Below are 13,640 nucleotides of genomic sequence, written 5' to 3' on the forward strand. Positions count from 1 at the left end.
ATGGTTGGGCTGAGCGACAGGAACGAACAGACTCCGGCGAACGGTGACCCGGACGGCCTCGCGGCCGAAGGGGAGGCGCTGCTGCCGGCGGACCTGGAAAAGGGTCCGCTGCGGCGCTGCATCGCCACCGGTGCCGTGCAACCCAAAGACGGCATGATCCGTTTCGTGGTATCACCCGACGGCGAGATCGTGCCCGATCTGGAGGAACGGCTTCCGGGCCGCGGCCTCTGGCTGTCGGGGGACAAGGCGGCCTTCACGAAGGCCATCGCCAAGAACATGTTCGCCAAGGCGGCGCGGCGCGCGGTGCGCGTCCCGCCCGATCTGGCGGAGCGGCTGGAGAGGCTGCTGGAGCGGCGGTGCCTGGATGCCTTCGGGCTGGCGCGCCGGGCCGGGCAGGCTCTGGCCGGATACGAAAAGGTGCGCGAGGCGCTGAAGACCAATCAGGTCGGACGCGCCGGACCGCCCTATCTGCTGGTCGAGGCCAGCGATGGTTCGCCCGACCAGCGGGGCAAGATCACAGCGCTGGCGCCGGATATGCCGGTCGTGGACCTGTTCGACGCCGCGGCGATGGCCGCGGCACTGGGACGGGAAAACGCCGTGCATGCGGTGGTGGCGCGCGGGAAGCTGGCCAAGGGATTGGCACGCGACTCCGCGCGTCTCAAGGGTATCAAGGGCTTTGTCGCCGGCTCTCCGCCGGCCGGCCACGTAAGCAACGTCTGACCATTCGGGAACCGATGACCGACAGCAACGACCAGGACCAAAAGAAAGTCTTGCACCTCTCCGGCTCCGGCAAAGGGAAGCTGGAGCTGAAGAAGCCGGTCGAGACCCAGGTCCGGCAGAGCTTCTCCCATGGCCGGTCGAAGCCCGTGACCGTGGAGGTCAAGCGTAAGCGGGCCGTGGAGAAGGGCGCCCTGCCGGGCGTGGCCGACGGCGGCGCCGCCGCGCGTCAGGCCGCCCAGGGCATCCCCGTCCGCGGCGTGCCGGGCCAGCGCCAGCGCGGCGGCGGCGGTGCCGTCCGTCAACTGACCAACCAGGAACGCGAAGCGCGCATCCGCGCTCTGCAGGGGGCGGCCGAAGACAACCGCCGCCGCGCCGAGGAGGAGGCCGAGGCCGCCGTCCTGGCCGCCGAAGCCGCTGCCCGCGCCGCCGAGGAGGCGGCCTCCCAGCCGGCCCAGGCGGTCGAGGAGGAGCCGGAGATTCTCGACGCCGAGACGCTGCGCCAGCGCGAGCTGGCCGAGCTGCGCGGCATCGAGGAGGCGGAGCGCGCCAAGGCCCAGGAGGCCGAGCGCCGCCGCCAGGAAGAGGAAGCCAAGCGCAAGGAGGCCGATGAGGCCAAGCGCAAGGACACCGAACAGACCCGTCCGCAGGGCGCGGGCGCCCGTCCCGCCGCCGGTGGCGCCGGTGCGCGCACCGCGGCCACCACGGAGGCTCCGGCCGCCCGTGGTCCGGGCGCTCCGGCCGCTCCCCGCTTCGGCGAGGAAGAGGACGACCGCCGCGGCAAGCCCGGGAACAAGAAGGCCCCGGCGCCGGCTCCGGTCCGCAAGGCCGCTCCGGGCGCCGATCGCCGCAAGGGCTCCAAGATGACCGTCTCGCAGGCGCTGAGCGACGAGGGTGGTGAGCGCACGCGCTCGCTGGCCGCCGTCCGCCGTGCCCGTGAGCGCGAGCGGCTCCGTCAGATGAGCCGTCAGGAGACGCAGAAAGTGACCCGCGACGTCGTGCTGCCCGAGGTCATCACCGTCCAGGAGCTGGCGAACCGCATGGCGGAACGCGGCGCCGACGTGATCAAGCAGCTCATGCGCATGGGCGTGATGGCCACCATCAACCAGACGATCGACGCCGACACGGCGGAGCTGATCATCGCCGAGTTCGGCCACCGGGTGCGCCGCGTGTCGGAGGCGGACGTCGAGGTCGGTCTGCGCCTCAACGACGATGCGGAAACGGCGCTGGTGCCGCGTCCCCCGGTCGTCACGATCATGGGCCACGTCGACCACGGCAAGACCTCGCTGCTCGACGCCCTGCGCCAGACCGACGTGGTCAGCCGCGAGGCTGGCGGCATCACCCAGCACATCGGCGCCTATCAGGTGCAGCTGGAGTCGGGTGCGAAGATCACCTTCATCGACACGCCGGGCCACGCCGCCTTCACCGAGATGCGCGCCCGCGGCGCCAACGTCACGGACGTGGTGGTGCTGGTCGTCGCCGCGAACGACGGCGTCATGCCGCAGACGATCGAGGCGATCCATCACGCCAAGGCCGCGAAGGTTCCGATCATCGTCGCCATCAACAAGATCGACCTGCCCGACGCCAAGCCGGACCGTGTCCGCCAGGAACTGCTCCAGCACGAGCTGGTCGTGGAAGAGCTGGGCGGCGACATCCAGACCGTGGAAGTGTCGGCCAAGGCCAAGCGCAACCTGGACAAGCTGGAGGAGGCCATCCTCCTGCAGGCGGAAATCCTGGAGCTCAAGGCCAACCCGGAGCGCACCGCCGAGGGCGTCGTGGTCGAGGCCAAGCTGGAGCGCGGCCGCGGTTCGGTCGCCACCGTGCTGGTCCAGCGCGGCACGCTGAAGGTCGGCGACGTGTTCGTCACCGGGTCGGAGTGGGGCCGCGTCCGCGCCCTGGTCAACGACCGCGGCCAGAGCGTCGAGCAGGCCGCCCCGGCCAGCCCGGTCGAGGTGCTCGGTCTCAACGGCACGCCGCTCGCCGGCGACGACTTCACCGTCGTCGAGTCGGAAGCCCGTGCCCGTGAGATCGCCGAGTTCCGCCAGCGCAAGAAGCGCGAAGCCGCCAACGCGGCGTCGGCGCGCGGCTCGCTGCAGGACATGTTCAGCCGCATCCAGGCCGGCGAGGCCAAGGAACTGCCGGTCGTCATCAAGGGCGACGTGCAGGGCTCCATCGAAGCGATCTCCAACGCCCTGGAGAAGCTCACGGCGGAGAACACCGAGGTCAAGGTCCGCGTGCTGCACGCGTCGGTGGGTGCGATCAACGAGTCCGACATCACGCTGGCGAACGCCTCCAACGCGATGGTCATCGGCTTCAACGTCCGCGCCAACCCGCAGGCCCGCGACATGGCCAAGCGCGACGGCGTCGAGATCCGCTACTACTCGATCATCTACAACGTGATCGACGACGTGAAGGCGGCCCTCACCGGCATGCTGTCGCCGACCCTGCGCGAGCGTTTCATCGGCTACGCCGAGATCCGCGAGGTGTTCAACATCACCAAGGTCGGCAAGGTCGCCGGTTGCATGGTCACGCAGGGCACCGTCAAGCGCGGCGCCGGCTGCCGCCTGCTGCGCGACAACGTCGTCATCCACGAGGGCACGCTCAAGACGCTCAAGCGCTTCAAGGACGAGGTCAAGGAAGTGCGCGAGGGTTACGAGTGCGGCATGGCCTTCGAGAACTACGACAACATCCTGGCCGGCGACATCATCGAGGCCTTCGAGATCGAGGAGGTGGCGCGCGAGCTGTAAGCCCGCCGCCGCACCCCGGTTCGTTGACCGGCTGCAGTTGACGTTACAGATGATGACGTTACAGATGACAAGGGCGCCCATGCGCCCTTGTCGCGTTTTCGCGGAGGGGCGGACCCCTCCCGCACCGCATTCGGGATCGACAGCATGAGAAAGAAACACGATCTGGCCGGAAAGCCGCCGTCCCAGCGCCAGCTCCGCATCGGCGAGGAAATCCGCCACGCCCTGGCGGACCTGTTCCGGCGCGGCGACTTCCACGACCCCGAACTGGCGGACCTGAACGTCACGGTGACCGAGGTGCGGATCAGCCCGGACCTGCGCAACGCCACCGCCTTCGTCACCCCGCTGGGCGGCGGCGCGATGGACGAGACGCTGACGGCCCTGCGCCGCGCCGCCCCCTTCCTGCGCGGCCAGGTCGCCCGCGCCATCAACCTGCGCCACGCCCCGACGCTGAGCTTCGAGGCCGACACCTCCTTCGACTATGCCGGGCGCATCGACGATATCCTGCACAGCCCGGCGGTCGCCCGCGACGTCGGCTACCGCTCGCTCGCCGACCGCGTGAACGGCGACGACGACCATGACGACGAGGACGACGGCTGGGACGAGGAGGAGGACGAGAACGCAACGGACGACCTCGACGGCGATGACGACATCGACGACGGGGACGACGACGACGAGGATGAGGGCAACGGCGGCGAGGGCGAGGGGCGCCGTGGCTCGTAAGCGCAAGGGCGAGCCGATCCATGGCTGGATCGTGCTGGACAAGCCGGCGGGGATGACCTCGACGCAGGCGCTGTCCAAGGTGCGGCGCCACCTCAACGCCGAAAAGGCCGGGCACGGCGGCACGCTGGACCCCATCGCCACGGGCATCCTGCCCATCGCGCTGGGCGAAGCGACCAAGACCGTCTCCTACGCCATGGACGGCGAGAAGACCTACCGCTTCACCGTGGCCTGGGGCACCCGCACCACCACCGACGACCGCGAGGGCACGGCGGTGGAGACCTCCGCCGTGCGCCCCGACGCCGAGGCGATCCGCGCCGCTCTGCCCGCCTTCCTGGGCTTCGTCGAGCAGATCCCGCCGCAATACTGCGCGCTCAAGATCAACGGCGAGCGCGCCTACGACATGGCCCGCGAGGGGGAGGTGGTGGACATCGCCCCGCGCACCGTCCGCATCGACCGGCTGGAGCTGATCGAAACCCCGGACGCCGACCATGCGGTGCTGGAGGTGGATTGCGGCAAGGGCACCTATGTCCGCTCCATCGCCCGCGACCTCGCCCAGCGGTTGGGGACGGTGGGCCACATCCGCGATCTGCGACGCCTGCGCGTCGGGTCCTTCACGCTGGACGGGGCGATTTCCCTGGACGATCTGACGGCGATGGAGCAAGGTGCCGCGGTCGAAAGACTTCTGCTGCCGATCGAGACCGCGCTGGACGACATCCCGGCGCTGGCCCTGACGGACGCGGAAGCGCACCGACTGAAGCACGGCCAGACGGTGGCCCTCCTCACCCGGCAGGACCGCGAACGCCTCACGGCGCTGCGCGGTGACGTTGGTGGGGATGGCACCGTTATTGCGCTTTTCGGTGGCAAGCCGGTGGCGCTGGCGCGCGTGGAGGGGGCGGAGGTCCGTCCGGTGCGCGTTCTCAACCTATGAACGATGGAGACCCCGATGTCGATCACGCCCGATCGCAAGCAGGAACTCATTAAGGACTATTCCCGCGGCACCAACGACACCGGTTCGCCCGAGGTCCAGGTCGCGATCCTGTCCGAGCGCATCCGGAACCTGACCGAGCACCTGCAGGGCCACAAGAAGGACTTCCACTCCCGCCGTGGTCTGCTGGTGATGGTCGGTCAGCGCCGCCGTCTTCTCGACTATCTCAAGAAGAAGGACAACAGCCGCTACGCCACGCTCATCGAGCGTCTGGGCCTGCGTCGCTGATTTCCAAAAGGCGTCCGTCCTGGTGACCGAACATCCGTCCCGATCAGCGCTCGACCCGCCGCACCGCGTTCCGGTGCACAGGGAAGCGGCGCGCTGGTTGGGGCGTTCGGCTGTTAGCGAAGGTATGTTCTAGTCAGACGGCCGGCCCGGACCTTCCGGGACCGGCCGTTTGGTTTTTTTAGCCCTTTTCGGGTTTTGCCCTTTGTTGGGTTTTCACATGCGGGGTCCGACGACCGATGACCCCGGCTTAGGCCAGCAATCCGGCGGGCCTAGGTGTCGGATGGAAGGAAGAATCCATGTTCAAGGTTTTCCGCAAAGAAATCGAATGGGGTGGACGCAAGCTGACGTTCGAGACGGGCAAGATCGCCCGTCAGGCCGACGGCGCGGTGCTGGTCACCTATGGTGAGACCACGGTCCTCTGCACGGTCGTCGGCGCCAAGTCGCCGAAGCCGGGCGTCGATTTCTTTCCGCTGACGGTCAATTACCAGGAAAAGTCCTTCGCAGCCGGCAAGATTCCCGGCGGCTTCTTCAAGCGTGAAGGCCGTCCGACGGAGAAGGAGACGCTGGTCAGCCGCCTGATCGACCGTCCCATCCGTCCGCTGTTCGCCGATGGCTTCCGCAACGAGACGCAGGTCATCTGCACCGTGCTGAGCCACGATCTGGAGAACGATCCGGACATCGTCGCGATGGTCGGCACCTCCGCCGCGCTGACGATCTCCGGCATCCCGTTCCTGGGTCCGATCGGCGCCGCCCGCGTCGGCTACATCGACGGCCAGTATGTGCTGAACCCGACCATGGACGCCGTTGACGGTTCCGCGCTCGACCTCGTGGTCGCCGGCACCCAGGACGGCGTGCTGATGGTCGAATCGGAAGCCAAGGAGCTGTCCGAGGAGGTCATGCTGGGCGCCGTGATGTTCGGTCACAGCGGTTTCCAGCCGGTCATCGACGCCATCATCGATCTGGCCGAAGAGTGCGCCAAGGAGCCGTGGGACCTGCCGGAGCCGGCCTACGACCGCGCCGCGCTGAAGGCGAAGCTGCGCGCGACCGTCGGCGCCGACGTGGAGGCCGCCTACACCGAGACGGTCAAGCAGGTCCGCTACGAGAAGATCGGCGCCGCCAAGGCGAAGGCGCTGGAGGCTCTGGCCGAGGCCCATGAGACCCAGGCGATCGTGACCGAGTTCAAGGAGCTGGAGGCCGACATCCTGCGCGGCGCCGTTCTGAAGACCGGCCGCCGCATCGACGGCCGCGACACCAAGACGGTCCGCCCGATCGTGTCGGAGGTCGGCGTGCTGCCGCGCGCCCATGGTTCGGCGCTGTTCACCCGCGGCGAGACGCAGGCGCTGGTCGTCACCACGCTGGGCACCAGCCAGGACGAGCAGATCATCGACGCGCTGCAGGGCGAGTACCGCGAGCATTTCATGCTCCACTACAACTTCCCTCCGTACTCGGTGGGCGAGGCCGGCCGCATGGGCTCGCCGGGCCGCCGCGAGATCGGCCATGGCAAGCTGGCGTGGCGCGCCATCCACCCGCTGCTGCCGAAGAAGGAAGACTTCCCCTACACGCTCCGCGTGGTGTCGGAAGTGACCGAGTCCAACGGCTCGTCGTCGATGGCGACGGTCTGCGGCACCTCGCTGTCGCTGATGGACGCCGGCGCTCCGCTGGCGCGCCCGGTGGCCGGCATCGCCATGGGCCTGATCAAGGAGGACGACGGCTTCGCGGTCCTGTCGGACATCCTGGGTGACGAGGATCACCTGGGCGACATGGACTTCAAGGTGGCCGGCACCGACGCGGGCATCACCGCGCTCCAGATGGACATCAAGATCACCTCGATCACCGAGGAGATCATGAAGATCGCCCTGGGCCAGGCCAAGGACGGCCGCCTGCACATCCTGGGCGAGATGTCCAAGGCCCTGACCGGCGCCCGCGAGGCGGTGAACGAGAACGCCCCGCGCATCACCGTGATCAACATCCCGAAGGAGAAGATCCGCGACGTGATCGGCTCCGGCGGCAAGGTGATCCGCGAGATCGTGGAGCAGACCGGCGCCAAGATCGACATCGAGGACGACGGCACGGTGAAGGTGGCCGCGGTGGACACCAAGGCCGCCCAGGCCGCCATCGACTGGATCAAGGGCATCGTCGCCGAGCCGGAAATGAACGTCGTCTACACCGGCAAGGTCGTGAAGGTCGTCGATTTCGGCGCCTTCGTGAACTTCCTGGGTTCCCGCGACGGCCTCGTCCACATCTCCGAGCTGGCGCAGCAGCGCGTCGGCAAGGTGTCGGACGTGGTGTCGCAGGGTGACTCGGTGAAGGTGAAGGTCATCGGCTTCGACGACCGCGGCAAGGTGAAGCTGTCGATGAAGCAGGTCGATCAGGCCACCGGCGAAGACCTGACCAAGAAGGACGCTCCGGCGGCGCAGTAGCTTGTATGTTTTCAGGAATATGTGGGTGGAAACGTCCACATATTCCTGAGCTTCATTTTTTCGGATTCCGACTCCTTAGATGATCTTTTTGGGCTTCGCTCAAACCGTATACTCCGTCCAAACAGGCGTTTGATAGATCTGCTCCATCAAACTTGGCTCCCGAAAGGTCTGCGCGCATCAAATTTGCGTTGGACAGATTGGAATCACGAAAATCTGCATTTTGTAGGTTTGCGGCAGTAAAGTTTGCACTGATTAGATCGCATTTTATAAATTTTGCAGACGGCATATGCGTACCGTTAAAATCTGCACGACGCATAGACGATTCTCTGAAACTTGCATCAAAGAGTTTTGCAACTGAGAAGCGGGCGTTGCTCAGGTCGCATTCCAGGAAAGCTAAACTATTAATATCAGAACTGGAAAAGTTCGCACTTTCAGCATTGCACTCAGTAAAATTAACATTTTCTCCGGTTGCGTTCGCAAGATTAGCGTGGCTCAAGTTAGTCTTCACAAATTTTGTTCTAGTAATATTGCAGCGGCGAATGTTGCTATTTTCCAGGTTTGATGATTCAAATATTGAACCTGTTAAAACCGCACTTTTTAGCACACCGCCTGGGTAAATGAGGTTCTTAAAATGAAAGAATTCAAGAATTTCTAATGGTAAGTGGTCTTGATCTTTGTCGAAATCACCTTCTAGAGGAATTCTAAATTGCCTGGTAATTCTTGACAGTAGTTCACCAGCGTCATCACCATTGGGCCAATCGAATGTTGACGAGCTGCCTCTTTCTTCCTTATTAGACGCGCGCATGCACGAGCTTATACACGCAACTAAAGCGATTTCTGCGTTCCGAACAGCCCGCAAAGCATCAGAAAAATGTGTAAATCGCCCATCACTGATAAGTACACCATGTCGGGCAGAGTTTTCCAATAGTACCTTCAATAGGCTAGCAAATTGATCGCGACGAGATTGGCCAATTCTATCAATTTCCTCACGCAACATTATTAAGAGATCATGATCTAATTGGGTATTGCCTGTAAGTTCAACCCAATTTAGCAATGAAGTATCAACATATTCACTTTTCTTGGTCATAGAAATAGATAAGCTTTCCACTTCACGAACTATTCTTTTTACGCAAAGAAATTCCTGAAACGACTTATGAGTAAATTCGAAAGATCTCTCGTTAAACCCCTCTCGAGGGACGCAAAAGAAGCTTTCAAGAACAACATTTAACCCGACGTCAAAAGCAGGAAATGCACCATCAAGAAGATAAGAAATAGAGTTTTTCTGAAAGTGATTACCAACAAACTTGTAGCTCACTGTACGAGAACCTGAATGCCATGCTGCGACTGCAATTTCTTCTAGTGTTTTGGACAGCTGTGCTGGAGTAAGAACATCAACTGACTCTTTTGTGCGATTTTCACGATGAACTCGTTCGGTGACAAGAGTGAATATACGGTTATAGAGACTAGAAATGTCTTTGATGTTCTGAATAGAGTGCTCACCCTCAATAAGAACGAGTTGTGCCAATAGATAGTTTAAAAGGGGCTGCCGTGTTAAATCTTCTAATCTTCTATCGGATCCACAAAGAAATTTAGGCATACCGTTCTCAAAGCCGAATCCTCGCCACCAATCGCCTCTTTGGTCGACATTAAGATCAGGACTTAGGTATCTTAGCTTGCGTGCATCATCGTCGTTAATAACGTATGGAAGGATATTCAATGTAAGGTGATGTGAGCTAATTGCCGCCGATGTGACAGTAGCCGAAACCGGTCTCCCGGCAATTAGGAGCAAGATTGTGGTTGAGCGTTCATTGAGAGAAAGAGCGTATCGTTCTAGATCAGTTGTAAAATTCCGCACTATATTCTCGGACTCCTCACCGGCTCTCGCCAGCTCATCGAGTCCATCGAGTATAAGGATAATTGGATCACCAATATGGCCATTGAACTCTAAAAGAGGGTTATGACCTAAAGACCTTTCCAGGTAGCTAGACAGGGCTGCTTCAGAATTTCCACGATAGTTGATGCGGCTCAGGGGAATTAGAAGAACCTTTCTGTTCGACTGCGCCAACTGAGCTGCAAACATCTTAGTGAAGCTTGATTTCCCAGAGCCTGGTTCCCCGGATATAACTCTTATAAACTCATTCTTCGATTGCTTGGAAATCCAGCTATGCAACTCCTGGTCAAGCCAAACAACATCCTTATCTTCAAAAATAGGTTGTTCACCTTGGTCTGCTTGCCCTATCTCATTTCTAGAAACTACGGGCTTCGAAGCTCTGGCTCGTATATAGACACTTCTAAGGTTCACAGCCGGTACCTTTTCTGCGTCGAGACAGAATAATGGTTCATCAACTAATACAACAAGCCGTTCTCTATACTCGCACCACTCCTCCATTTGTTTTGCCATGGAGTCCGCAAATGTTGGGAGAAGTATACTTTCCAAGGGTGCATACGAATTCCTATTTTTTCTCAACTCCCTTGCAATGAACTTTATGAAGTTCATCCTAATTGATCTGCTAATAGCATCCCTATGAGCTATAGGAACTCCAACAACGTTCTGAACATGGGATAGCATCGATATGACATCGTCAACAGCCTCCCATGACCAAGGCTTTCGGAACGCATCAGGCGTTAGTTCTATTGGTTTGCTGTGAGCAATTCCACCAATCCTATTTTCCAGCTCCCTGATATCTACACTCGTAATAAGCTGTGGAGCCTTACGAAGGTAATCCTTCATTGTGCATTCTACAGCGCATAACAATGAAACATGGATGAGTTGATGTGCCAATCGCTCCGCATCATTACAAAATTTCTCATCCTCAGAAAGGTTAATGTTGAGAATATCAACTGATGTTTTCGCAGCTTCATAATAATCACCTTTAAACACATCCACGCTGACCTTTAACAATGTCTGTGCGATCCTTTTCCAATCAATTCTGACGTACACCAACTCACTCCATCGGCATCTCTCTCGGAAATGTCGATGATGTTACTCTATGTTTCTGTAGATGAGCAATATGGCGTGGTCGTAGCGGCCACGCTCATGCAGCTGCTTCACCCGGTAGCGGTCTGTGGTGGGGTAAGAACGCGGATCAAAACCCCGTCTCCATGCGTTCAAGCCATTGATTTTGCTCAGCATAGCGAAGGTTTTGATCTGCACTCTAAGTCCATTTTAGAACCGCTACAGCCGCCCCGCCCCGAACGTGTCACAGGCGTTCAATTCGCCCCGCTCCAGACCGGTGCGGAACCATTGCACCCGTTGGGCGGAACTGCCGTGGGTGAAGCTGTCCGGCGTCACCGTGCCGCGCGACTGCTTCTGCAAGCGGTCGTCGCCGATGGCGCTGGCCGCCGTCAGGGCCTCCTCGACGTCGCCGGGCTCGATGATCTGGCGCTCGCGGTTGGCGTGGTTGGCCCACAGCCCGGCGAAGCAGTCGGCCTGAAGCTCCAGCCGCACCGACAGCCCGTTGGCCTCGGCCTGCGATCCGGCCTGCCGCTGGGCCTGCTGCACCCGGTCGGAAATGCCCAGCAGGTTCTGCACATGGTGGCCAACCTCGTGGGCGATCACATAGGCCTGGGCGAAGTCGCCCGGCGCGCGGAAACGGTCGCGCAGGTCGCGGTAGAAGCTGAGGTCGATGTACACCTTGCGGTCCTGCGGGCAGTAGAAGGGACCCATCGCCGCCTGGGCGAAGCCGCAGCCCGAATCCACCGTGCCGGAGAACAGCACCAGCGCCGGGTCCTGGTAGGTGCGGCCCAACTGCTGGAACTGGGCGGACCAAGTGTCCTCCGTGTCGGCGAGCACGACCGAGACGAAGCGCTTCAGCTCGTCGTCGCCACCGCCGCGCGGGGCGTCGGACTGCTCGTAACGGGCCTGCTCCTGCGGGGCGGTGCCTTGCAGCAGGTCCAGCGGGTTGATGCCCAGCAGGAGCGACACCACCACGATCACCGCCAGACCGCCGATGCCGATTCCGCCGCGCCCGATGGGGATGCCGATCCCGCCCGTGCGGAAGCCGCCGCTTCCCGGCGCGCCGCGCCGGTCCTCGACATTCTCGCTCTCGCGACCGTCCTGCCACCGCATCGCCCGATCCTCCCCCGACGCATTGCCAGAGGAAAACCGGCGAGGGGGCGTGGCTGTTCCGGCGCTCCGCCGGATGCGTCAACGCGGGCGCTTGACCGCAAGCGGGGCCGTGCCATCTCCTAAGGCATGAACCACCGCTCCTTCGTCCCGACGGAACCCGCAACCGACACCGGCCCGCTGCCCTTCCGCGTGTACTGGTGGCAGGCTTTGGTCTTCTGGCTGCTGACCAACACCTATGGTGTGTTCGAGCGGGGTGGGGAACCGTTTCCCGGCTATCAGCCCTCGCCGCTGCAGCCGCCGGGCTGGGCCTTTCCGGTCGTCTGGTTCAGCATCAGCCTGATCCAGCTCTGGGGCTGCGTGCGGCTGCTGAACGCCCCCTGGACGATCCGCTGGCGCCCGGCGCTGATCGGGATGCAGGGGGCGCTGTGGCTGCTCTACGCCAGCTTCGGATTCGCCTATTTCACGATGGGCAGCCCGATCCTGGCGGCGGCCTGGACCATCGCCTACTTCATCATCGCCTCGACCTGCGTCCTGCTGGTCTGGCCGGACGACCGGGCCATCGCGGCGAGCTGGCTGCCGCTGGTGCTGTGGACCGGATTCGCCTCCATCGTCGCGGTCCATGGCGTCGTCCTGAACCCGGATCCGCTGTTCGGGCTGGGGCCGGGGCTGGGAACGCGCTGATCAGCCGCGGTAGCGGTGGGTCGCCCCGGTGAAGTCCTCCGCCACATAATTGCCCTCGCCGTCGGGCCGCACCCAGCCCGGCGCGGCGGGGGCCTTGCCATGCCCGCCGGGGATGTCCAGCACATAGGTCGGCTGGCACAGGCCGGAGACACGCCCGCGCAGTCCTTTCACCAAAGCCTGTCCCTCGGCCAGGGTCGGGCGGAAATGGCTGGTGCCGGCGGCGAGGTCGGGATGGTGCAGGTAATAAGGTTTGATCCGGTTGCGCACCAACCCCCGGAACAACGCCTCCAAAACCGCCGCGTCGTCGTTGATGCCCTTGAGGAGCACCGTCTGGCCGAGCAGGGGAATGCCGGCCTCGGCCAGACGGGCGATGGCGCCGCGCGCCTGCTCCGTCAATTCGTCGGCGTGGTTGACGTGGATGGCCATCCAGGTCGCCAGCTCCGGCGCCTTCAGCGCTTCGACAAGCTCCGCGGTGACGCGCCCAGGGTCGGCGACGGGGATGCGGGTGTGCAGCCGGACCACCCCGACATGCGGAATGTCCGACAGGCTGCGGACGATGTGGGAGAGGCGCCGCGGCGACAGCAGCAGGGGATCGCCGCCGGTCACCACCACCTCCCAGACCTCGGGATGCGTACGCACGTACGCCAGGGCGGCGTCCAGCTCGTCGGGCGACAGGGCCTCGCCGCCGGGGCCGACCATTTCCCGTCGGAAACAGAACCGGCAATAGACCGCGCAGGCGTGCAGCGGCTTCAGCAGGACACGGTCGGGATAGCGGTGGACAATCCCCTTCACCGGGCTGCGCGCCACGTCGCCGATCGGGTCCGCGCGCTCCTCCGGCGCGGTGTACGCCTCCTCGGGGGAGGGAACGTACTGCGCGTACAGGGGATCGCCGGGTGCGGCGTCCGCCAGCGTTTCCAGCAGGTACGGCGTCAGGGCAATGGCGTAGCGGTCGGCCACGGCGGCCACGGCCTCGCCCGCCGCGGGCGTCATCAGCCCGGCGGCCACCAGATCGGTCACGCTGTGGGCTGCCTTCATCGCTCGTTCCCGATTCACCGCTTTGCGCCTAGTATGAG

General features: G+C 62.8%; 10 protein-coding genes. 7 read left to right on the plus strand and 3 right to left on the minus strand.

Annotation, left to right across the window (positions count from 1 at the left end):
- The 6 genes from TSH58p_RS11510 (at position 1) to pnp (ending at position 7,817) form a co-directional block, all read left to right on the plus strand.
- A complete protein-coding gene (locus tag TSH58p_RS11510) occupies positions 1-720 on the plus strand; it encodes an RNA-binding protein (RefSeq protein WP_109072609.1) in 720 nt (239 codons plus the stop codon).
- A 14-nt stretch (positions 721-734) separates the two neighbouring features.
- Positions 735-3,464 (plus strand): translation initiation factor IF-2, encoded by a 2,730-nt coding sequence (gene infB, locus TSH58p_RS11515; protein ID WP_109072608.1) that lies wholly within the window; start codon positions 735-737, stop codon positions 3,462-3,464.
- A gap of 144 nt (positions 3,465-3,608) precedes the next feature.
- Positions 3,609-4,184: a 30S ribosome-binding factor RbfA gene (gene rbfA, locus TSH58p_RS11520; protein ID WP_109072607.1), complete on the plus strand. Its 576-nt coding sequence runs from the start codon at positions 3,609-3,611 to the stop codon at positions 4,182-4,184.
- A complete protein-coding gene (gene truB, locus TSH58p_RS11525) occupies positions 4,174-5,112 on the plus strand; it encodes a tRNA pseudouridine(55) synthase TruB (protein ID WP_109072606.1) in 939 nt (312 codons plus the stop codon). The genes rbfA and truB overlap by 11 nt, the downstream gene beginning before the upstream one ends.
- A gap of 15 nt (positions 5,113-5,127) precedes the next feature.
- Complete coding sequence (gene rpsO, locus TSH58p_RS11530) at positions 5,128-5,397, plus strand: 30S ribosomal protein S15 (RefSeq protein ID WP_035670129.1); 270 nt, start codon at positions 5,128-5,130, stop codon at positions 5,395-5,397.
- Between the two features lie 296 nt (positions 5,398-5,693).
- Positions 5,694-7,817, plus strand: coding sequence for a polyribonucleotide nucleotidyltransferase (pnp, locus tag TSH58p_RS11535; protein WP_109072605.1), 2,124 nt, complete (start codon positions 5,694-5,696; stop codon positions 7,815-7,817).
- A gap of 52 nt (positions 7,818-7,869) precedes the next feature.
- Here the strand turns inward: pnp and TSH58p_RS33100 are convergent, their stop codons facing one another.
- Entirely contained in the window at positions 7,870-10,758 is a 2,889-nt protein-coding gene (locus TSH58p_RS33100; protein ID WP_146205976.1) for a pentapeptide repeat-containing protein, read from the minus strand.
- A 234-nt stretch (positions 10,759-10,992) separates the two neighbouring features.
- Positions 10,993-11,886 (minus strand): neutral zinc metallopeptidase, encoded by an 894-nt coding sequence (locus TSH58p_RS11550; protein WP_109072604.1) that lies wholly within the window; start codon positions 11,884-11,886, stop codon positions 10,993-10,995.
- A 126-nt stretch (positions 11,887-12,012) separates the two neighbouring features.
- On the opposite strand from TSH58p_RS11550, the gene TSH58p_RS11555 reads away from it, so the two are divergent.
- The gene (locus TSH58p_RS11555) at positions 12,013-12,567 is read left to right on the plus strand and encodes a TspO/MBR family protein (RefSeq protein ID WP_109072603.1); all 555 of its coding nucleotides are present in this window, start codon (positions 12,013-12,015) and stop codon (positions 12,565-12,567) included.
- Here TSH58p_RS11555 and TSH58p_RS11560 read toward each other — a convergent pair whose 3' ends face one another.
- Entirely contained in the window at positions 12,568-13,602 is a 1,035-nt protein-coding gene (locus tag TSH58p_RS11560; RefSeq protein WP_109072602.1) for a lysine-2,3-aminomutase-like protein, read from the minus strand.
- Positions 13,603-13,640 lie beyond the last annotated feature (38 nt).

Source organism: Azospirillum sp. TSH58, from assembly GCF_003119115.1.
In the GTDB taxonomy this organism is placed as follows: Bacteria; Pseudomonadota; Alphaproteobacteria; order Azospirillales; family Azospirillaceae; genus Azospirillum.